This is a genomic window from Natrinema zhouii (assembly GCF_013456555.2).
GTDB classification, from domain to species: domain Archaea; phylum Halobacteriota; class Halobacteria; order Halobacteriales; family Natrialbaceae; genus Natrinema; species Natrinema zhouii.
This window is the reverse complement of the sequence record NZ_CP059154.1, coordinates 243,908-262,576: the sequence shown is the minus strand read 5'-3', so window position 1 is coordinate 262,576 and position 18,669 is coordinate 243,908. Positions and strand designations below refer to the sequence as shown.

25 protein-coding genes are annotated in these 18,669 nt (G+C 63.6%); 11 read left to right on the top strand and 14 right to left on the bottom strand.

The features are described from left to right. Positions 1-84: 84 nt before the first annotated feature. Both HYG81_RS20140 and HYG81_RS20135 read left to right on the top strand, forming a co-directional pair. Positions 85-2,217 (top strand): hydrogenase iron-sulfur subunit, encoded by a 2,133-nt coding sequence (locus HYG81_RS20140; protein ID WP_180841492.1) that lies wholly within the window; start codon positions 85-87, stop codon positions 2,215-2,217. Positions 2,218-2,221: 4 nt separating this feature from the next. Continuing rightward, on the top strand, positions 2,222-2,854 hold the full coding sequence (locus HYG81_RS20135) for a TorD/DmsD family molecular chaperone (RefSeq protein WP_180841491.1): 633 nt from the start codon (positions 2,222-2,224) through the stop codon (positions 2,852-2,854). A 27-nt stretch (positions 2,855-2,881) separates the two neighbouring features. On the opposite strand, the gene HYG81_RS20130 is transcribed toward HYG81_RS20135, so the two are convergent. The 5 genes from HYG81_RS20130 to HYG81_RS20110 form a co-directional block, all read right to left on the bottom strand. Beyond that, positions 2,882-3,058 carry a hypothetical protein gene (locus tag HYG81_RS20130; RefSeq protein WP_180841490.1) on the bottom strand — a complete coding sequence of 59 codons (177 nt, stop codon included), beginning with the start codon at positions 3,056-3,058 and terminating at the stop codon, positions 2,882-2,884. Between the two features lie 101 nt (positions 3,059-3,159). Continuing rightward, entirely contained in the window at positions 3,160-3,522 is a 363-nt protein-coding gene (locus HYG81_RS20125) for a hypothetical protein (RefSeq protein ID WP_180841489.1), read from the bottom strand. A gap of 192 nt (positions 3,523-3,714) precedes the next feature. Then, a complete protein-coding gene (locus HYG81_RS20120) occupies positions 3,715-3,972 on the bottom strand; it encodes a hypothetical protein (RefSeq protein WP_180841488.1) in 258 nt (85 codons plus the stop codon). Positions 3,973-4,090: 118 nt separating this feature from the next. After that, entirely contained in the window at positions 4,091-4,873 is a 783-nt protein-coding gene (locus HYG81_RS20115) for a DUF7124 domain-containing protein (RefSeq protein WP_180841487.1), read from the bottom strand. Next, positions 4,866-5,375: an aldehyde ferredoxin oxidoreductase C-terminal domain-containing protein gene (locus HYG81_RS20110; protein WP_226375994.1), complete on the bottom strand. Its 510-nt coding sequence runs from the start codon at positions 5,373-5,375 to the stop codon at positions 4,866-4,868. The genes HYG81_RS20115 and HYG81_RS20110 overlap by 8 nt, the downstream gene beginning before the upstream one ends. Before the next feature lie 201 nt (positions 5,376-5,576). Here HYG81_RS20110 and HYG81_RS20105 point away from each other — a divergent pair, with 201 nt between their 5' ends. From HYG81_RS20105 to HYG81_RS20090, 4 genes are all read left to right on the top strand, one after another. After that, positions 5,577-5,975: a hypothetical protein gene (locus tag HYG81_RS20105; protein WP_180841485.1), complete on the top strand. Its 399-nt coding sequence runs from the start codon at positions 5,577-5,579 to the stop codon at positions 5,973-5,975. A gap of 93 nt (positions 5,976-6,068) precedes the next feature. Further along, the gene (locus HYG81_RS20100; RefSeq protein ID WP_180841484.1) at positions 6,069-7,130 is read left to right on the top strand and encodes a zinc-dependent alcohol dehydrogenase family protein; all 1,062 of its coding nucleotides are present in this window, start codon (positions 6,069-6,071) and stop codon (positions 7,128-7,130) included. Between the two features lie 637 nt (positions 7,131-7,767). Further along, positions 7,768-8,778, top strand: coding sequence for a Gfo/Idh/MocA family protein (locus HYG81_RS20095; protein WP_180841483.1), 1,011 nt, complete (start codon positions 7,768-7,770; stop codon positions 8,776-8,778). Positions 8,779-9,173: 395 nt separating this feature from the next. Continuing rightward, positions 9,174-9,389, top strand: a complete 216-nt coding sequence (locus HYG81_RS20090; RefSeq protein WP_180841482.1) for a hypothetical protein — start codon at positions 9,174-9,176, stop codon at positions 9,387-9,389. 135 nt (positions 9,390-9,524) lie between these two features. Here HYG81_RS20090 and gvpM read toward each other — a convergent pair whose 3' ends face one another. From gvpM to HYG81_RS20050, 8 genes are all read right to left on the bottom strand, one after another. Further along, positions 9,525-9,848, bottom strand: coding sequence for a gas vesicle protein GvpM (gene gvpM, locus HYG81_RS20085; protein WP_180841481.1), 324 nt, complete (start codon positions 9,846-9,848; stop codon positions 9,525-9,527). Next, positions 9,845-10,813: a gas vesicle protein GvpL gene (gvpL, locus tag HYG81_RS20080; protein WP_180841480.1), complete on the bottom strand. Its 969-nt coding sequence runs from the start codon at positions 10,811-10,813 to the stop codon at positions 9,845-9,847. The genes gvpM and gvpL overlap by 4 nt, the downstream gene beginning before the upstream one ends. Next, positions 10,810-11,154, bottom strand: coding sequence for a gas vesicle protein K (locus HYG81_RS20075; protein ID WP_098726920.1), 345 nt, complete (start codon positions 11,152-11,154; stop codon positions 10,810-10,812). Before HYG81_RS20075 ends, gvpL begins: the two co-directional genes overlap by 4 nt. Further along, complete coding sequence (gene gvpJ / locus HYG81_RS20070; protein ID WP_180841479.1) at positions 11,151-11,786, bottom strand: gas vesicle protein GvpJ; 636 nt, start codon at positions 11,784-11,786, stop codon at positions 11,151-11,153. Before gvpJ ends, HYG81_RS20075 begins: the two co-directional genes overlap by 4 nt. Positions 11,787-11,863: 77 nt before the next feature. Beyond that, positions 11,864-12,787, bottom strand: a complete 924-nt coding sequence (locus tag HYG81_RS20065) for a hypothetical protein (RefSeq protein WP_180841478.1) — start codon at positions 12,785-12,787, stop codon at positions 11,864-11,866. Next, entirely contained in the window at positions 12,784-13,395 is a 612-nt protein-coding gene (locus HYG81_RS20060; protein ID WP_180841477.1) for an Hsp20/alpha crystallin family protein, read from the bottom strand. The genes HYG81_RS20065 and HYG81_RS20060 overlap by 4 nt, the downstream gene beginning before the upstream one ends. Then, positions 13,395-13,649 (bottom strand): gas vesicle protein GvpF, encoded by a 255-nt coding sequence (gene gvpF / locus HYG81_RS20055; protein WP_180841476.1) that lies wholly within the window; start codon positions 13,647-13,649, stop codon positions 13,395-13,397. Before gvpF ends, HYG81_RS20060 begins: the two co-directional genes overlap by 1 nt. A gap of 2 nt (positions 13,650-13,651) precedes the next feature. Next, positions 13,652-14,275 carry a GvpL/GvpF family gas vesicle protein gene (locus HYG81_RS20050; RefSeq protein ID WP_180841475.1) on the bottom strand — a complete coding sequence of 208 codons (624 nt, stop codon included), beginning with the start codon at positions 14,273-14,275 and terminating at the stop codon, positions 13,652-13,654. A 381-nt stretch (positions 14,276-14,656) separates the two neighbouring features. Between HYG81_RS20050 and gvpA the strand changes: the two genes are divergently transcribed. Genes gvpA through gvpO form a run of 3 tightly spaced genes read left to right on the top strand, consistent with a single transcriptional unit; the run spans position 14,657 to position 16,590 of the window. Beyond that, positions 14,657-14,935, top strand: coding sequence for a gas vesicle protein GvpA (gene gvpA / locus HYG81_RS20045; protein WP_098726914.1), 279 nt, complete (start codon positions 14,657-14,659; stop codon positions 14,933-14,935). A 6-nt stretch (positions 14,936-14,941) separates the two neighbouring features. Next, positions 14,942-15,976, top strand: a complete 1,035-nt coding sequence (gene gvpN, locus HYG81_RS20040) for a gas vesicle protein GvpN (RefSeq protein WP_180841474.1) — start codon at positions 14,942-14,944, stop codon at positions 15,974-15,976. Positions 15,977-16,035: 59 nt separating this feature from the next. Further along, positions 16,036-16,590, top strand: a complete 555-nt coding sequence (gvpO, locus tag HYG81_RS20035; RefSeq protein ID WP_219628706.1) for a gas vesicle protein GvpO, halophile-type — start codon at positions 16,036-16,038, stop codon at positions 16,588-16,590. A 437-nt stretch (positions 16,591-17,027) separates the two neighbouring features. On the opposite strand, the gene HYG81_RS20030 is transcribed toward gvpO, so the two are convergent. Then, positions 17,028-17,300, bottom strand: a complete 273-nt coding sequence (locus HYG81_RS20030) for a HalOD1 output domain-containing protein (protein ID WP_180841473.1) — start codon at positions 17,298-17,300, stop codon at positions 17,028-17,030. A gap of 251 nt (positions 17,301-17,551) precedes the next feature. Between HYG81_RS20030 and HYG81_RS45680 the strand changes: the two genes are divergently transcribed. After that, positions 17,552-17,947: a DUF4260 domain-containing protein gene (locus tag HYG81_RS45680; RefSeq protein ID WP_345779638.1), complete on the top strand. Its 396-nt coding sequence runs from the start codon at positions 17,552-17,554 to the stop codon at positions 17,945-17,947. Positions 17,948-18,159: 212 nt separating this feature from the next. Further along, a complete protein-coding gene (locus tag HYG81_RS20020) occupies positions 18,160-18,510 on the top strand; it encodes a CHY zinc finger protein (RefSeq protein WP_180841471.1) in 351 nt (116 codons plus the stop codon). Positions 18,511-18,669: the final 159 nt, after the last annotated feature.

The window sequence follows — 18,669 nt, the reverse complement described above, 5'->3', positions numbered from 1 at the left end:
AGTCCGAGTAGTATTGGTATTCTACCGTACATTCACCATATTCGTACGGAATACTATTGTATTGCCACGGTATACCACGACAGGATGAGAGTCGGGAGCTTCGTCTGCTCGTGTGCGGACACCTGTGATATCGATCTCGAGGGCGTCCGAGAGGGGATCGAACACGTCGACGTCGCGGCGAGTTCGAGCCTGCTCTGTGCGGACGGCCTCCCCGCGATGGAGCAGGTGATCGACGAGTACGACCTCGACCAGCTGATCGTCACGTGTCCCGAGTCGCGGTCCCAGCGGAAGCTCGAGCGGGTCGCCGAACAGCAGGGGTTACACTCGGAGGCGGTCTCGTTCGTCGACCAGCGCGAGGGCGCCGGGTGGGTCCACGACGAAGCCGGTGCCACGGCGAAGACCGCACGGCTGGTCAACGCCAGATACGCGGGCCTCGAGGCCGAATCGGTCTCCCGAACGATATCCCAGGAGGCCGGCGAACGCGTCGCGGTCGTCGCCGATTCGGAGACCGCAGCGGCGCTTTCCGACGACGCCGACGTAACGCTGATCGCCGACGGCGACGAGTACGTCGACGCTGCGGCCGATCTCGACGACGTGACGATCGAGCGCGGACGCGTCGTCGACGTCGACGGACGGTTCGGAGAGTTCACCGTCCGCCTCGAGTCCCGTGTCACGGAAGACTGCATCTCCTGTATGAAGTGCGTCCACGAGGGACCCGACGGAATGGTCACGCGCTACCCGGTCGATATCGATCCCGACGCGCCCGACGGAGCGTGGACCGACGTCTGTCCCACCGACGCGATCGAGATGACGGGAACCGAGCGGACGCTCGAGTTCGACCAGATCGTCTACCCGGCGGCCACCCGTTCGACGCGGGGCGGCCGGATCGGCTTCTACACCGCGCCAATCGATGCGGCGACGATCGCCGCGGTGAAAGACCTGCTCGGCGGCGTCGAGAAACCGGCCCACCTCGACCTCGAGATGGACGTCTGCGCGGCGGGGAACTCGAGCCAGCCGGGCTGCAACGAGTGCGTCGAGGCCTGCCCCCATGACGCAGTCGAGCGGGCGCGGATCGACGAGGTCGAGTTCCACGAGGCGGCCTGTCAGAACTGCGGGGCCTGTACCAGCGCCTGTCCAACGGGGGCGACGATGCTCCGGGAGCCGTCGAACGAGCGGTTCGCCCGCGAGGTCGAGGCGCTACTCCGACCGACCGACGACGAGGGCGGATGGCTCCTGAACCGCTCGGGGTCGGACATCGACGCCGCCATCGTCGCGTTCGTCTGCTCGGAGGAAGCCGACGACGCGCTCGCCGAGTACGGCCGGTTAGCCGCTGCGGGGAAAGCGGCCATCGAGTACCCGCCGATCCTCCCCGTTCGCGTGAACTGCACGGACACCGTCGGCGAGGCCCACGCGATGCACACGCTGGCCTGCGGAGCGGACGGCGTCGCAATCGTCGGCTGCGGCGGCGACTGTCACCACTCCGGCCCGGAGCCGAAGGCCGACCTCGTCGATCGGCTCAACCGCGCCACGAGGGACCTCGAGCTGGGCGAGCGAATCGGCTTCTTCGCCCCCGACCCGGACGAACCGGCCCAGTTCGTCGAGGAAATGTCGACCTTCGCCGTCGAACTCGCGACCTCACCGATTCCGGTCGGCGAACACGAGGCGACCGGGGAGATCGACGCCGACCGGGACAACCCCGCCTTCGACAGTCACGGCTGGACACTCGAGAGCGTTCGCGCGATCCTCGAGCACGTCGATCCGGCCCGCGAGGTGATTCGCGGTCTCAAAGACTTCGGCCGCATGGACGTCGCCGACGGCTGTACGCTCACGCCGACCTGTTCGAACCTCTGTCCGACCGATGCGATCCGCCGGAACGAGCGAGACGCCTCCCTCGAGTTCAACCACGAGAAGTGCGTCAACTGCGGGTGCTGCGAGGAGGGCTGCGTCGAGGACGTCATCACGATGCGCGACGGCCTCGACCGGTCACTGCTGCCCGAGAACCGCGACGGCGACGATCCCGCCTGGACCGAGGTCTTCGACGGCGAGATGCGAGAGTGTCGCCACTGCGGCAAGCCGTTCGCGAGCGAGGGATCGGCCCGGAAGATCCAGGCGGAAGTCGGCGACCTCGTCGCCGACATCGCGCCGAGCGCACAGGGGAGCATCTTCGAGTACTGCGGCGACTGCCGCGCGCAACTGCTCTACGACCGAGGTGACTGATATCATGAGTATGGATCAACAGGCCCTCTACGACGCCCGACTCGAGCTGGTGAACTTCCTGATCGACGCGTTCGCGGACGTCCCGACCGAGGCGTTCGTCGAGACGTTGTTGTCGGGGGACGTTCTGGTCCCCGACGCGAGCGTCAGCGACCGACTCGATCGGGGATTCGCGGCGCTCGAGGCGTTCATCGACGAGAACCGCGATCGTGAGGCCGACGCCGTTCGGGACGACCTGGAGCGGGAGTTCACGCGGCTGTTCGTCGGCCCGCGACCGCCGGTCCTCCCCCACGAGACCTACTACCGCGAGGACACCGACTTTCGCGGCGAAGGACTGGCGACCGTCGAGGCGAGTTACGGCGCGGCCGGCTGGTCGCCGCCCGACGAGTATCCCGAGGAGAACGATTACGTCGCCGTCGAACTGGCCTTTCTCCGGTACCTGATTCGCCGGCAGCGCAGCGGAGACGTGGAAACGTTCGGCTACCAGCGGGTCTTCCACGAGGAGCACCTCTCGGAGTGGATCGACGACCTCGCCGCAGACGTCCGCGAACGAACCGACGAGCGGTTCTACGAGGCCGTCGCGGCGCTGCTCGAGGGCTGTATCGCGTTCGAGGAAGAGATCGCGATGCAGATGGGCTGAGCCGCGTCTCGGCTCGAGTTGCGACGGTTACTCGTCGCCGTCGGTATCTTCGTCGTCGACGAACGGCTCGAGAACCTCGTCGCTGAACGAAATATCGCCGTCGATTTCGCCGTCGTTGATGTGGTGGGGCGCGGTGTGCGTCCAGACCTCCCTGTCGCGTTTCTTGTCGAGTTCCGGATCCGGTCGCCAGTCGGTGTGCGTCATAGCTGTATGTGCACGATTGATAGCCTTAGGCTTTTGTCGTGATTCGCCTATACGTCTCGTCGTCGGTCGGAGGATGGCAACGGGACGACTAGCCGCGATTTTCAGTACGGACGCGGATCGTCCGGCCGGTCCGACGACGACTCGGATCCACCGTCCCGGTCGAGGAACGCGCTCGCGAACAGGTCGACGTGCAGCGCCAGCACCGCGTCGGGCTCGAGGCCGAACTCGTCGGACTGCCGCTCGAGGTACCCCTCGAGGTCGTCGGTCGGTTCGTGGTGGATCTCGCCGCTCGCGGCATCGACGTCGAACTCGACCTCGTTCGCGCCCGAGACGAGGTGTTCGATCTCGAGCAGGGCCTGCTCGGCTTTCGTTTCCAGCGCCGCCTCCTCGTCCATGAGCCGGTCGTCTCCCCACGCCGTCGCGGCGTCGCGGAACCGGTCGCTGACGGTGATCGAGAGGGTCACGGCGACACCCCCTCTCCGTCGAACGCGGGTTCCCGGCGGGTGTGATTCTCGCAACGAGGACAGGGGCGAGACGCCTCGTCGGGCTCGAGGTGACCGAATCGATCCAGGTGGCCGCATCGAGTGCACTCGTAATACATGATGTGTCGGGGTCGCGTTTACTTGGTGGTCAGTAACGGGGACGGATCGACGGCGTTACTCGGGTGGCCACTCCTCGGGTGCCGGTTCCGGTTCGCTGAGGGCCCCGAAGGCGGCGATCACGACGCCGAGGAAGACCGCCAGAACGATCAGTCCCATCAGGCCACCGAGGCCGTGTCGCCCGACCCAGTTGCCGCCGGTCACGCTCCCCATTACGGTGAAGATCTGCAGTCCGACCAGGACGGTCCAACCGGCGGCGATCAGCAAGCCGAACGCGAGCAGCGGATTGTGATCAATCGCAGTGCGGATCCCCATGTGCGTGGCAACCACACGCAGCGTAAAATGGCTTCCCTGACGGACTCTCGATGCTGACTATCACCGATACCGACCGGTTCCGCCACCGCTCGTATCGGTGACGGCATCTCGCTACAATCTACGGTTCCGTCTCGAGTTCCCACGCCGCTTTCTCGGCCGCCGTTGCGAGGGGGACGAACTCCCAGTCGGCCGCGTCGGCGATCGGTTCGTCCTCGCCCGCGATGCCGACGACGACCATCCGATCGGCGTAAAACATCGAATTTCGGTCGATTTCGGCGAGGCGCTCGCCGGGGTCCGTCCCCGTCCCGTTGAAGAAGTCGGCATCGATCCCGTGTTCTCGCTGGAACTTCTGGACGACGTGTGCGGGGACGTCGCCGACGATACCGATCCAGTCGGCCCAGCCGCCGGCGTCGCCGAAGACTCGCCGCGGGTGCTCGAGCCGGCGCACGGCTGCGTAGGTGAGCGCCATCGTCATCTCGTCCGTACCGCCGCCGTGTGGACCGGACGCCGGCTCCGACCCCGAATTCGGTTGGGACCCCATCGGGCGCGGCGTCTCCGGCGAAGCGGTCTGGCTGGACCGGCCGTCGGTCGTCTCGCTCGCGGTTCCGTCGGTATCACCGCCTCGTTTCGGGATCCCCGCCGGCGTTTTGTCGCCCGTTTTGGGAACGTGGGGCGTGGGCGCTCGAGTGCGATCCGATTCGTCGCTTTCCGTCTCGGACTCGTCGCTCTCGACTCCCGCACGGTCTCGACTGCCGGCGGAGCCGAACTCCGCCGGCGAGTCGGGATCGGTCGCGGCGTCTCCGGCGGTGTCATCGCGCCAGACCGGATCGCCGACGGTCCCTTCGTCGGCTGCCTCGTCGGCATCGGTCTCGAGGCCGTCCAGATCGATTCGGTCAGTCATCGTCGTTCACCGCTGCGGGACGCTCTGTGCGGGCCGGGTCACGATCGGATTCGGGGACGGCCGTCGCGTCGTCGACCGCGGCCTCAAGGTCGAGTCGACGGAGCGTTTCTCGCGTCGGTCGCCCCTCACTGTCCCACCCTCGATACCGATAATATCGCTCGAGTAGCGTCTGGATCCGCTCGGTATCGAGTGCGTTTCCGTCAAGCGATCGCCCGTCGTCCGGGCTCGCCGCACTCGGCTCGAGTATCGCGTCCGGCAGCGCGTCGTCGGTGCGATCGAACCCCTCGCGGACGTTGAAGAGTCGAACGAGCGTCCAGATTCGCTCGCCGGCGGTCGCGAGCGCTTCGCGGTCGTACTCCCGGCCCACCGCGGCGAGCCACTCCGCGCCGAAGCCCTTCCCGCCGACGTACGCCTCGAGCCACGCCTCCGGTATCCGTTCGCTGGTGACGGAGCGAGCCGAGAGATCCACCCGGAGGAGGCGCGCTGGTTCATCGCGTGCCATTGACTGGCACATACGCTCCGAGCGGTCTTTAACAGTTCCCCGGAATCGTAACCGATCGGTGACTCTCCGGATCGACTACCGATCGGGACGGACGGTATCCGGTGTTTCGACACCGAATACGAAAGTATCGATACGTGCAATTTGGGGAATGACACCATTTCCTGCAAAAATTGCTTGCAGTCCGCGAGCGAACCACCGTGTATGCGGATGGAACTCAGGGTCTGCAAACACTGCTACGAGGGGACGCACGGAAACGAACGGAAGACGGCGATCACGAGGGATATGGTCGCGTGTGCGGAACGCGTCCGCGAGTACAAGGATCTGATCGGACTCGACTCGCTGTATATCGCGAAAGTCGAGGAAGGCGACGTCGGCGGTGCGGAGGCGTTGCCCGCGATCGTCGCGCGAATCGAGAACGAGCAGGTGACGCTCACGGACACGCAGCTCGTGATGGAAGACGGGGACGGAAACCTGCTCGTTTATCCCGAACCCGAGGACGTTCTCGAGGTGCTGACGCGAAATATCGATCAGATCAGCGACCAGACGCGTCAGGACGTGACCGTCGAGCTCTCCGCCGAGGGCTCGGAACTGGTCGCATAGACGGTCGGTGGAAGCGTCCTCCGCCGACCACCGTCCGTACTTTCGGGTCACACTGCCTACTCTTTTTGTACTGCCCCGCTGAACCACTGAGCTATGCGAGCAGCCGTACTCGAGGAACATGGCGAACCGCTCGCGGTCACGAACGTCGACTATCCGGAACCGACACCGGATCAGGTCATCGTCGAAACCGAGGCGTGTGGGATCTGTCGCAGCGACTGGCACCTCTGGCAGGGTGACTGGAGCTGGGTCGGTGCGGGCGTTCCCGAAGGCCAGATTCTCGGCCACGAACCGGCCGGCGTCGTTTCCGCAGTCGGGTCGGACGTCGAAACGCTCGAGGAAGGCGACCGCGTCGCGGTGCCGTTTCACCTCGGTGACGGGACCTGCCCCCACTGCCGGGAGGGGCGGGCGAACAACTGCGAGACGGTGCTTCCGCTCGGCCTGTCGGAGTACTCTCAGGGTGCGTTCGCGGAGGCGTTCCCCGTTCGCGAAGCCGACTTCAACTGCGTCAAACTCCCCGATACCGTCGGCTACACGGAGATGGCCGGTCTCGGCTGCCGGTTCATGACGGCCTACCACGCGCTGGCCGACCGCGCCGGTCTGCGGCCCGGCGACTGGGTCGCCATCCACGGCTGTGGCGGCGTCGGACTCTCCGCGATCCACATCGCCCGGGCGCTGGGCGCACACCCGATCGGGATCGACGTCCTCGACAGCAAACTCGAGCGAGCCAAGGAACTCGGCGCCGTCGAGACGATCAACAGTACCGAGGTCGATAGCGCACCGCAGGCGGTGAAGGCGATCACCGACGGCGGTGCCGACGTCTCGATCGACGCACTGGGTATCGCCGAGACCTGCCAGAACTCGGTCGAAAGCCTCGGGACGCGCGGTAGTCACGTGCAGGTCGGGCTCACGACCGGCGAGGAACAGGGGCAGATCGACCTCCCCGTCGATGTCATGACGATGCAGGAGATCGATTTCCACGGCTCCTTCGGCATGCCGCTGGTTCGCTACGACGAACTGTTCAGTCTGATCGCCCAGGGAACCCTCGAACCCGAGAAAATCATCGGTGAAACCCTCTCGCTCGAGGAGGCACCCGAAACGTTGGCCTCGATGGACGACTACGAAACGGTCGGGATTCCGGTCATCACGGAGTTCTGAATACGAACTGCGGTCGATTTCCTCTCTCTGCGGCCACTAACGGGCTGTGACTCTGCGAGCCGTCGCTGTCTGGGTCATGGTTCGTGAAACCCGGGCGGGCGGGAACCGCCCTGGGCGTGAGAGACATGAGCGTACTCGAAGCGGGGGCGAGTCCACGTCCGAGCGATCCGGGCAGAACGCACGCAATCGGCCGGTCAGCGCACAGATGGGCCGAGCGTGTACCCGGTGGGGGTTTGCAACCCCGCAGATCGGATGTTTCCCGTGTTACCCATTGTTATGCAGCCGCTTGGTCCCTGGTAGCAACTCCGAACCACACGCAGGCACCGGCTACTCTCCGCGTAGCACCCTGCTACCGAGCGACGAACCGATCGTTTCCCGTCTACTCCCTTTCTCACACCGACAAACCGAGCCGGATCGACCCGATCGGATGAGTGGATCGGCTCGAGCGGATGGGCGGAGGGACTCGAGCAGGCGACCAAAGGGGCTCGAGTAGACGGCCGGACGCGAGTGGACGACCAGACAGACGCAAACAGACGACCAGCCGATCGTCCGGTCTCGGTCCGCGATGGTCGACCGGCAGTGGGTGCTTGCTTGCGACGCCTCTAGAGGGATGGGACTGCAGCCTGTTTAGGGTCGTATGAGCGACGACGAGGGCTCACGGCCGATTCGGATCGGTATCGTCGGACTGGGATACATCGGGACGACCGTCGGTGGCCAGTTTCACCGCCGCCCGGACGCGACTATTAGTGCGGTCTGCGATCTCGATACGACACTTCGCAACGAAGTGGGCCACGAATTCGGTGTGTCCGCCGATCGGCAGTACGCCGAGTACGAAACGATGCTCGCGGAGGCACCCCTCGACGCGGTGCTCGTCGGCACGCCACACACCCTCCACTACGAGCAAGTCGTCGCCGCCCTCGATCGCGGCTGTCACGTCTACTGCGACAAACCGCTGACGACCGACCTCGAGCAGGCCCGCGACCTCGCGGATCGGGTCGAGCGAAGCGATCGGACCGTGATGGTCGGCTACCAGCGCCACCTCCAGACGGCGTTTCGAACGGCTCGCGAACGGTTCGTCGAGCGCGAACCGGAATGGCTGACCGCCTCGATTACACAGGGGTGGATCGACGACTCGCGAGGAACCTGGCGGCTCGATCCGGACCTGTCCGGCGGCGGCTTTCTCTACGACACGGGCAGCCACGTCCTCGATGGCATCCTCTGGACGACCGGCCTCGAGCCAGCGTCCGTCGCCGCGAGCATGGACTTCCACGACGACGCCGGGCGGGTCGACCGTCGCGCTCACCTCGACATCCGGTTCGAAAACGGTGCGACCGGGACGGTTTCGTGTCACGGCGACGCGCCATCGGTCCGCGAGCACATCCACCTCTGGGACGACGAGGGTGCGGTCTACCTCGAGGGAACGCAGTGGGGACCGCGGGAGGTCCTGGAGATCGATTCCGACGCCGGGGAGCACGTTCCCTACATCGACCCCCGTCGCGAGCGAACCCGGGCCGACGCGTTCCTCGAAAGTGTCACTGAGGAAGTTGAGCCACCGGCAACAGTTCGGGACGCGCTTCGGGTGACGGCTTTGACCGAAGCGGCATACGAGTCAGCACGAACGGGCGAGCGCGTCGTCGTCGATCAGTGAAGCTGGTTCGTGCCCTCCTCGATGGGTGTAGTCGCCGATGGGCGGGTCGTCGAATGGTGTGCAACCGGCGAGACGGTGTCGTTTCGCTCGGCTCCGAACCGTCTTCTAACAGCGGTCGTTGCGAGCCCGTTTTCACGGCGATAAGTGACACGATAACCGTCCCGTTTCGCGGGAAAAACGGTTTTTCGCCCGCGGATCGGTCGCCAGCCTATCGCGTCGATTTCGCTGCCAACCCGGGGTACAGCGCGATTACTCCCGCTCGAGTGGCCACGAGTATTGGGCGGACGTGCTCGGATCCCAATTCGAGAGCGCTAGCCCGGTAAGACCCTCATAGTCGTCCGTGCCTTTCGGTTACAAGCCGGATAACTACAACTGGTGCTGGCTATCGATCGGATATGATCGCCTGCACCAACTGCGAGACCGCCCAGTTCCTGCAGATCACGCAGAGTCGCGTCTACTTCGAGGACGGCGAAATGATCAACGAAATCTCCGAAACGTACGAGTGTACCCTGTGTGGGGCAACGGGCCAGTACGTCTACGACGACGATCGCGACGAGGAGACCGTCACGGGCGAGGTCGAGCACACGACCGAACGCCCGAAGTACGCCTGACTGCCGGCCCCCGCTCGGGGGCACAGGCAGTCTACAGCCCAACTCGGAATCGACCGTCCATGAGTACAGTGGCGGCTCTCGGTTCTCGCTGTTCGGGTTCTCCCGTCTCGCTGGTCGCGTATTTCCGGTTTCCAGTCAGTTCGTCGCGTCGTCTCCGTCCGTTGTTTCCTCGTGAGAGGCTCCAACACCGAGCTCGTCGAACGCGGGACGGTCCTCGTCGGGCACCGACCGGTCGTACTGTCGTCGGCTGACGGCCGCGTTCCGGCGGCTGGCATCCCATTCCTCGAAGAGGCCGTACTCGGTCATGGTCTCCATGCCGGCGATGGCTGCCGTGAGCTTGATCCCGACCAGCGGAATCTCCGCGACGGAGACGATCACGTCGGCACGGAGGATCGCGCCGTCTCTGAGCAACACGTCGAGCACGTCGACGAGCGCGTCGTCGTTCTTTTGCGGTCTCATGGCTGTGGGTTCGCCCGTTCGTCCGCAGCGTTCCCGTCACCGCCGAGTTCCGGTGCAAACGTGTACGGCGGCCACGGGCCTGTGAACCGGACCTCGAGGCCCTCGTGTGCCGCCACGTCGTCGAGTATCGAGCCGATGGCCCCCTCGTCGTCCTCGTGGGCCAGCAACGTGAGTCGGCAGAGGGTTTCGCCATCGCCGGACTCGCCCGATTCGTCGCTCGAGTCCCCGCCCGACCCTGACTCGCTACCGGCCATCTCGTCCGAGAGTTTCGCGCTCGGCGACCGCTCGAGCGCGTGGACCTCCCGCGCTTCGGCGGCCAGTCGCTCCTCGAGATCGGCGGTTAGCGATTCCCGACGGGCGGCTCGAATCTCCGTCAGCCGCTGGTCGAACTTCTTCTCGAGCAGGAACGCCGTTCCCTCCTCGGAGCCGCCGATCTGCTCGTCGAGTTCGCGCAGTCGTTCGTCGCGTTCGATCAGCGCCTCGTCGCTAATCGGATCGACTTCGACGACCTCGACGCGGTACTCCCAGTGGTCTGCAAGCCCGGAGAGGGCCTGCTCGAGGGTGTCTCGCTCCTCGTGGAGCCACTCGCGGACCGCGGCGTCGTCGCCCCGGAGGATCGTGTCGAACTGGAACGGGATCGGCGTCCCGAAGGCCTGTCCCGCCTCGTCGACGACCGTCTGGTGGCGGACGAGCCAGCGCCGAATCTGTGCGAGGTCCGCGGAGTCGTAGATCCCCTCACAGGCGTGGACGACGGCTCCGATTCCGTCTTCGACGATAACCGAAACGGGCTCGCCGTCGACGCCGGTCGTCTCGAGGCTGGCGTCCTCGTCGGTCCGCACGATACAGTACAGGTAGCGACCCTCGTCGATAGCCGGTGTCTCGGCTCCCTCGCCGGCCGGCTGCTCGTCGAACGCCTCGAGTCTCTCGGCGGCACCGTCACCGTCGTTCGTGCCATCGGAGCTCATTCGCCCTCACCTCCGAACACGGAGTAGCCGGGTTTCTGCGTGGCGGTCGGCTCGCCGTGAAGCTGTTCGATCGCGTCGTTGACCAGTCCGTCCAGATCGCCCCGGAGATCGTCGACGCCGTCCTCGATCTCCTCGTCCGCTTTGAGCTGTTCGATCTCGGCCTCGATCGTTGCGAGCTGGCTTCCGAGGCGTTCGATCTCCTCGTCCGACAGGTTCCCAGACTCCATTCGACGGACCGCCTCGCGCTCGAGGGCGTCGATTAGGATTTCAACAACGGTTATGACAAGGGTAACGAGCCCCTGTCGCGCGTCCTCGCCGTCGCCGACGTCGATCGCCGTCATGACTCCTCGCCCTCCGATTCCGGCTCCGCCTCTGGGGCGGCCTCGTTCTCCGCTGACTCCTCGTCGGCTGATGCCGTTTCGTTCTCGCTCGAGTCCGTGTCGGACTCCGACGCAGACTCGGAGTCCGACTCGTCACTGAGCAGGTCGAATCCGCCGCTGGTCGGTCGATCTGGATTCGGTCTGGCACCGAGCCGTTCGCTCACCAGTTCTTCGTCGCCGACGGCCAGCTCGCTCTCGGTCGAGTCGTCGCTGTCTGCGTCGCGTCCGCTCTTGCTTGCGTCGTTCTGGCCGCTATCGGCGCTCGCTTCGCTGTCAGCGTCGTCTTCATCGGCGGTAACGTTGACGCCTCGAGTCGAGTCGATCACCGGATTCGGTCGGTCCGTCTCCGCGAGTTCGGGATCGTCGACCGCCTCGGCGACGCGGCGCATGTCCGTCCCCTCGGGGAACTCGAGGCCGTACTTCGCCGCGGTCTCGAAGGAGGCGATCGCGGCCCGGACTTGGACGCCGAGCAGCTGGGTGTCACCGATCGAGACGGCGATGTCGGCGTTGATGACGATTCCCTTGTCCAGGAGCATCTCGACGACCTCGGCGAGGTCGGCCTTCTGCCGACTGGGCTGGAACTCATCGACCATCGCGATCACCTCCGACGGGCGTCGAACGCTGGGTGGTCGTCCGTCCCTCACAGCCGTTCAGTCGCCGCAGTGTTGGGTCAGTCATTGTTGTTTCTCCGCTGTCGTTCCCGCTCGAGTTCGAACCGGCGGCCGTAGATCCGTTTCCGCGTCGGTGCGGTCGAGAGCTTGACCTCCTGTGGCACCGTCGAATAGCGCGCACCGCCACCGAGATCGTTTCGTTCGGTCGGAATCGTCGACGATGCCGTCGGATTTCGCGAGTTCGTGCTCGTGTCCTGCCGGCGCATCTTCTCGCGGTTGAACTCGTAGAGTCGCTCGAACTTCTCGTGTGTCTCGAGTAGCGCCGACCGGAAGGCGTCGATCCCTTCCATCGCCTGCTGCTGGATAGCTGCCTGATACGCTTCCGGATCCTCGGCGACGTCGATGTCACCGAGCGCTTGCTTCGCAGCAGAGCCGGCGTCCATTCCCGTGTCGAGCACACCGTCCCCGTCTTCGTCTCCGAGCAGGCCATCGCCATCCTCGTTGCCGTTCGCGACGTCCGATACGGCGTCCTCGACCATTCCGGCATCGTCGCCGTCCTCGAGATCGTCCATGGCATCGTCGAGTTCACGTTTGTTCTCCCAGAGATCGGTCAGATCCGCGGCGTTCCAGGCGTTCAGCAGGTTGATCGCGTCGAACAGCTCCGTGAAGTCGACGAGTTCAGTGACGCCTTCGTCCTCGTTCGCCAGCACGTCGGGAATCTCGCCGAGTTCGATCGCGTCGAGGAGTTCGTCCCCGTCGACCGCCTCGGGCAGGTCGCTGAGATCCATCGCCTCGAGTAACTCGCCGACTTCCTCGGCGACCCGAACGAGATTGTCGAGGTCGCCGACGACCGTCTCGAGGGTGTCGTCGTCGAGATCGTCGATCGCGTCGCTCTCGTCGAGGGTCTCCTCGAGTCGACCGAGACTCTCGGTCGCGTCCTCGAGTAGCGCGTCGAACGTCTCCTCGGATTCCGCGTCACTCATTCGTCATCCTCCGTTTCCGCAGTGTCCGTCTTCTCAGTGCCAGTCCGTTCCGTCGGCTCCGGCCTGATCTGGACGGTCAGCACTCCGTTCTTGATTGTCGCCTGCGATTCCGTCTCCCGCCAGGGAACCTCGATACGATCGAGTTCGGATTCCTCGACACCGATGACGAGCATCGAGTCGTCGAAGCCGACCGTGACGTCGTCCGGATCGGCACCGGCGACGTCCGCGGTGACGAGCAGTTCGTCGTCGCGGCTCCGGGTCGCGACGCGGTGATCGCTCGAGGAACCCGACGATCGGATACGGCGCTTCCGCGATCGATCGCCGTTCCCACCTCGCGACCTGTCCCCGCCGAACCGATCCCGATCGAGCGGTGACTCGTCCGCGAGATCGTCGGCCGATCGGATCGAGATGTCGTAATCGAAGACCGTCCGGTCGCTCCGTCGCCGCCCTGAGGTCGACGCCGGGCCGTCGTCGAGCGATTCCAGGGCGGACAGCAGGCTCGAGAGCCAGTGATCGTCCTCGTCGACCTGACTCTCATCGGTCCGGTGCTCGTCGGATCGATCGTCGTCCGATTCGTCGTGGTCGTCGTTTGGGGGTTGTTCGCTCATTATCGTTTCACCTCTACGCGGCCGCTCGAGAGCCGCTCGTGCACTTCGCGGGCGGTCTCGAGCTCCGCCTCGAGTTCTTCCTTGCGACGCTGGTACTCCGCCTCGGAGCGTTCGCCGAGTTCGTACAGTAGCTGGTTCTCTTTGAGTTCAGCCTCGAGGGCCTCCACGTCGTACATCTCGTCGAGCGCGATGGAGTGGAGTGCGTCGACGATGCCGACGAACGGCCGGAACAGGAGGTCGTCGAGGATGAACATGGTTACTGTTTAGCTCCGATTTTCACGTCGACGAAGCTGTAGGGCGCGAATGGCCCGGTGTACTGGACCATCAGCTCGTCGTGGTCGTCCTCGAAGTCGGCGATCGCGTCGTCGAACGCCTCGCGCTCGTCTTCATCGACGAGATACGAGCGGTTCAGGACGAGCCGGTCGCTGAACAGGTCGTTTTCGACGGACTGTGCGGCGATGGGCTCGAGACGGTCCGCAACGTCTGCCTCGATCGTCTCGCGGTCGACGTCGGCGTCTTCCTCGCGGACGAGTTTGAGCCCGAGTTCGATTTTGCCTTCGATATCGTTCATCGCGCGTCGGAACGCCGGCCGCGCGCCGCGCAGAACGTTCTTCAGCGCTCGATCGCTCTCGAAGGCCATCCCGAACTGCATGGGGACGATGGTCGTTCCGCCGTCGTACTCCATGATCTCCCGGAGGACGTCGTCGTGGATCTGGGCGTCCTCGTCCGTCTCCTCGGGATCGGTCGTGTCGATGTCCGAGACGACGGCACCGAGTCGCCGGTGTGAGATCGTATAAACGCGTTCGGCACCCGCGACTGCGTCCGTCTCGAATTCGACGGTGTCCGACTCGACGATACCGTAGACGTACCGATTGCTCATTGATAGATCACTCGCTGACTAGTCATATCGTTGCCTTGTCGCTGACTCGAGCCCAGTAGCCGACGCCCGCGACGAACCTGCTGCCGAGACCCACGGGTCGATAGACGCGTGCGTAATCCGTCGGCTCGGTCGGTGATGGGACGTCTGGATGACATGGGCTGCGATAGCTGTGCTCCTCGCGGGTATCGCGCGCCGCCGTGACGAGCACTCGAGTATCGTCACGGACTGTTCGGTTCCGCTGCGGGTTATCGTGGTGCTTGCAGACGCAACCTTCCGTATTACTCCGCCTAATCACGTCGCCGACGAATGGCCGCTGGTATAGGGAGACTTGCAGACGCAGCGCAAGCCGTGTTACGAGACGGCGCTCAAGGGGGAGGTGTTATGTCCCAACGAACACCCGATTCCTCGAGCCTGGCAGAAGTACTCGATCGCGTCCTCGACAAGGGCGTCGTCATCGACGTCTGGGCGCGCATCTCAGTTGTCGGGATCGAACTGCTGACGATCGAGGCCCGCGTCGTGGTCGCCTCGGTCGACACCTTCCTCCACTACGCGGAGGAGATCGCAAAAATTGAGCAAGCCACGGCGGAGGGCGACCTCGACGAACTCGAGGAGCTCGAGGTCGAGCCCCGCCCCGAATCGTCGCCGAAATCGGCGGAATAACACTCCATGGCCGACGACACTTCGCGCAAGCGCAAGGTCCGTGGCAAGAAGATCACGGCCAGCCGCGAGCAGAAGGACGGTCGCAAAGCGAAGAAACAGCTCGCGCGAACGGCATCGAACGCAGGCGAACGAAACGGCGACAGCCCCCTCTCCGATCCCGAAACGGTCGTCCCCGAACCGTTCGTCGAAACCGACGCGGTTCGGTCGCTGCGCGATCGGATCAACGGCTGGCTCGAGGCGGACCAGCCGGTCCACCTGATCGGACCGACGGGCTGCGGGAAGACGGCCCTCGCGCTGTCGGCCGCGGCGGAGCGCGGCCGGCCGGTCGTCTGGCTCAACGGTGACGAAGCGGTCGACACCGCCGCGCTCGTCGGCTCCCACGCCGGCGGCGAGCGCTACGAAGAAAACGATCAGTTCGTCAGCGGGGTCAGCAAGAAGACTGAGATCGTCCGCGAACGCTGGGTAGACAACCCATTGTCCGTCGCGGTGCGAGAGGGCGCGACGCTCGTCTACAACGAGTTCTCGCGAAGCGATCCCGCCGCCCACAACGTGCTCCTCTCGGTCTTCGAGGAGGGCGTCCTCGAGCGCCCGGGCAAACACGGCGACGATCGGACGATCGACGTCCACCCGGAGTTCCGGGCGATCCTCACGTCCAACGACGTGGAGTACGCCGGCGTCCACGAACAGCAGGACGCGCTGCTCGATCGGTTCATCGGCGTCCACGTCGACTACTACGACGACGAGACCGAACGCGAGATCGTCGCTGCCCACGTCGACCTCTCCGAAGACGAGATCGCGACCATCGTCGACACGACGCGAGCGCTTCGCGACGACCTCGAGATCGTCGTCGGCACGCGCGCGGCGATCACGGCCGCGAAGGGGCTGACCGTCTTCGACGGTAACACTGAAAACGACGAAGACGGTAAATTCGACGACGAGACGCTGGCGAACGTCTTCACGGACGTCCTCGCGCCGAAAATCGCAGGCGAGAACGGCGGCGACATCGACGACCTGCGATCGCAGATCACCGAAACGGTCTAACCACACGGCGGCGATCGGACCGATCCGAACGAACGACAGAACGAACCAAACCCAGGCCAATGGCCGAAGCCGACACGCAATCACAGGAGCAGTGCAAGGCACTCACCACGGACGGCGAGCGCTGCTCACGGCCGGCCCAGGACAACGGATTCTGCTACCAACACGACGAGAGTGATCAAACAGTGAGCGACAGTCAAACAGCCCAAGAGGAAGAACAGGCCGACCAACCGGACGACACGGCCGAAAGCGGCGACGTCGAGCAGCCCAGATCCCGTGGGACGACCACGATGACTGCGGATGAGAAGACCGATCCCGAGGAGGTCGACGAGGCGGCCGACGTCGAACAGGAGGAGATCGCGGGCATCCTCGCGGTCCGAAACACCGTGCAGTCGACCGCCGGTCAACTCATCGGCCACGAGTTCGACGGCGTCAGCGAGATCTCCCCGACCGACGACGGCTGGCGCGCCGTCGTCGAGGTCGTCGAACGCCGTGCCGTCCCCGACACCCAGGACATCATCGGCCGCTACGAGATCGAACTCGACACCGAGGCCACCGTCCACGGCTACCGCCGACTCGACCGCTACCGCCGCGGCGATACCACCGAGTTTGAGTAACTGAGTCGCGCTCGAGCGCGGGTTCGAAACGCGGTCGTCCCGGCTCGAGTGACGACGCCGACTGTCGCTCACTGTTGTTTCCTTTTTGCAGCGATACTCGTGAACACGACCCGCTATTCCTCGGTTTTTCGGGGGTTTTAAGCGGTATCTGGTTATACATTCTGCCGGTAGAGCCAGTACAATGCTGGGACAGTAGGCAATCTCGAGTTACTATACACACAACGATCGATAGCTCGTGTGCATATTCGGGGATCAGATTCTATCGACGTACAACCCCAAGGACAGTTGAAGTGGAACAGTGGTTCACCATCTTCTATTTACTCGTAGGGTTGCTGAACAGCGCGCATAACTACGTGTGCGAACTGACTGCTGGAATTCCTGCCAATTTCAGATGATGTTCGTAGCATCGTGCAAGAGACAGAGCGCAAATGTGACAGTCACTCGTAATCTGCTGGCCGAAGTAAAAGATACTCGCCCTGCTCAACAGTAATGTGAAAGTCGCTGTAGACGAATTTGACGATCCCATTCTGCTGTGACTTGCATAGATCATCCAGCATTTCTGGATCAATCGTCCTATATAATGGACTCAACTCCCACGGCTCGCACTCTTTTAGTGAACTTACAGCATAGATAGCTGCCATACTCACAGATTCATCCTCCGGAATTTCGTACTCGACCAGCAACTGCTGTTCCGGATTTTCGAGTCCCATTATCGGTTTCAGTGGTTGGAACCGGATAAATACTGAGTTTGAAATGTAACCGAAGCACTGGATTAGCAAGTCTACTGAGTGGTTGTTTCAAAGGTTTCGTGTCGAAACAAGCGAACCTGTCGTGCTAAACTCACCCACTGTCTCTCGCATACGTCTACTGACGGCTGCCAGATAATTTGCTGAGGCTGTGCTGAATAGAACGCGCATAGTCAGCAATTGACCTGCTATATTTTTCACGTCCCTGATAGAAGATGACCCATATGGAGCCACGGACACTCTTACGTATCGAAGGATTGGCCGCACTGGGGATCGCGTTGGGGAGCTATTTCACGCTTGACGGGCCAATTTGGATGCTGGTAGTTCTGGCGCTGTCCCCTGACTTGTCCATGATCGGGTATCTTGCAGGCCCGCGATTCGGAAGTCTGAGCTACAATATCGTGCACACGTACACACTACCGCTCGTACTCGGTGCCTTCGGTTTCTGGGCAGATAGCCGAATAGCTCTTCTCATCGCACTAATTTGGGCTGGACATATCGGCGCTGATCGAGTATTCGGCTATGGTCTCAAGTTCGAGTCCGGGTTCACGGATACACATCTCTCCACCCAATCAGCTCCACTTGAGCCCTTCACAAAATCTGACCGGTAATATACGTACTCTGCTGAATACACCCTCTGTATGCAGCACGAGGTTTTTGACAGTATTCAGAGATACCGAGGGGTGCTCCGATAATAGCACTACCTGTACTTACCGCTCGGTCATAGCCTGATCTCTCCCCTCCTAAACGGACTCGACAATACTCGTTATCGAGGTCCCATCCAACCACAAAACCGAAGCATGCCCTAGCCGTCGAGTCACTCGTGCAATCGATCGGAGGCCACACGGTCCACGGCGTCGAGGTCGGTCCGGAAACCCGGTGTGCCCACTACGACACGGACCGCGACGTGGTCGCATTCAAATTCGCCTGCTGCGAGCGCTACTATCCCTGTTTTCGCTGCCACGAAGAAATGACGGATCACGAGGCCGTGCCGTGGCCTCGAGCCCGGTTCGACGAGCCGTCCGTGCTGTGTGGCGACTGCGGGACCGAACTCACCGTTCCCGACTACCTCGAGGCCGAGTACAGGTGTCCGGCCTGCGACGCTTCCTTCAATCCAAGCTGTGCGAACCACGCCGAACTGTACTTCGAGACGGCGGCGTCGGACCTCGAGTGACCGACTGATCCGAATCCGACTCCATAGCTGTCGTGAGACTAGGGACGACAGATCGTACTACCGTTTCCCATTTCGTTACAATCATGAAACTGATAGCTAGGCTCTCGAGTGCGGAACGCGCCCAATCCAGCAAGGTATTTCCGCGTCGGGCGGCCGAAT

Bases quoted from the DNA above. Each gene is read 5' to 3' on its own strand.
- gvpN (WP_180841474.1), top strand. From the start codon at position 14,942: ATGGCCGACGACACTTCGCGCAAGCGCAAGGTCCGTGGCAAGAAGATC.
- HYG81_RS20120 (WP_180841488.1), bottom strand. From the start codon at position 3,972: ATGGGGATCCGCACTGCGATTGATCACAATCCGCTGCTCGCGTTCGGC.
- HYG81_RS20090 (WP_180841482.1), top strand. From the start codon at position 9,174: ATGATCGCCTGCACCAACTGCGAGACCGCCCAGTTCCTGCAGATCACG.
- HYG81_RS20110 (WP_226375994.1), bottom strand. From the start codon at position 5,375: ATGGCACGCGATGAACCAGCGCGCCTCCTCCGGGTGGATCTCTCGGCT.
- HYG81_RS20075 (WP_098726920.1), bottom strand. From the start codon at position 11,154: ATGACGGCGATCGACGTCGGCGACGGCGAGGACGCGCGACAGGGGCTC.
- gvpM (WP_180841481.1), bottom strand. From the start codon at position 9,848: ATGAGACCGCAAAAGAACGACGACGCGCTCGTCGACGTGCTCGACGTG.
- HYG81_RS20060 (WP_180841477.1), bottom strand. From the start codon at position 13,395: ATGAGCGAACAACCCCCAAACGACGACCACGACGAATCGGACGACGAT.
- HYG81_RS20100 (WP_180841484.1), top strand. From the start codon at position 6,069: ATGCGAGCAGCCGTACTCGAGGAACATGGCGAACCGCTCGCGGTCACG.
- HYG81_RS20130 (WP_180841490.1), bottom strand. From the start codon at position 3,058: ATGACGCACACCGACTGGCGACCGGATCCGGAACTCGACAAGAAACGC.
- gvpF (WP_180841476.1), bottom strand. From the start codon at position 13,649: ATGTTCATCCTCGACGACCTCCTGTTCCGGCCGTTCGTCGGCATCGTC.
- HYG81_RS20105 (WP_180841485.1), top strand. From the start codon at position 5,577: ATGCGGATGGAACTCAGGGTCTGCAAACACTGCTACGAGGGGACGCAC.
- HYG81_RS20065 (WP_180841478.1), bottom strand. From the start codon at position 12,787: ATGAGTGACGCGGAATCCGAGGAGACGTTCGACGCGCTACTCGAGGAC.
- HYG81_RS20140 (WP_180841492.1), top strand. From the start codon at position 85: ATGAGAGTCGGGAGCTTCGTCTGCTCGTGTGCGGACACCTGTGATATC.
- HYG81_RS20115 (WP_180841487.1), bottom strand. From the start codon at position 4,873: ATGACTGACCGAATCGATCTGGACGGCCTCGAGACCGATGCCGACGAG.
- HYG81_RS20050 (WP_180841475.1), bottom strand. From the start codon at position 14,275: ATGAGCAATCGGTACGTCTACGGTATCGTCGAGTCGGACACCGTCGAA.
- HYG81_RS20135 (WP_180841491.1), top strand. From the start codon at position 2,222: ATGAGTATGGATCAACAGGCCCTCTACGACGCCCGACTCGAGCTGGTG.
- gvpJ (WP_180841479.1), bottom strand. From the start codon at position 11,786: ATGGTCGATGAGTTCCAGCCCAGTCGGCAGAAGGCCGACCTCGCCGAG.
- gvpL (WP_180841480.1), bottom strand. From the start codon at position 10,813: ATGAGCTCCGATGGCACGAACGACGGTGACGGTGCCGCCGAGAGACTC.
- gvpA (WP_098726914.1), top strand. From the start codon at position 14,657: ATGTCCCAACGAACACCCGATTCCTCGAGCCTGGCAGAAGTACTCGAT.
- HYG81_RS20095 (WP_180841483.1), top strand. From the start codon at position 7,768: ATGAGCGACGACGAGGGCTCACGGCCGATTCGGATCGGTATCGTCGGA.
- HYG81_RS20030 (WP_180841473.1), bottom strand. From the start codon at position 17,300: ATGGGACTCGAAAATCCGGAACAGCAGTTGCTGGTCGAGTACGAAATT.
- gvpO (WP_219628706.1), top strand. From the start codon at position 16,036: ATGGCCGAAGCCGACACGCAATCACAGGAGCAGTGCAAGGCACTCACC.
- HYG81_RS45680 (WP_345779638.1), top strand. From the start codon at position 17,552: ATGACCCATATGGAGCCACGGACACTCTTACGTATCGAAGGATTGGCC.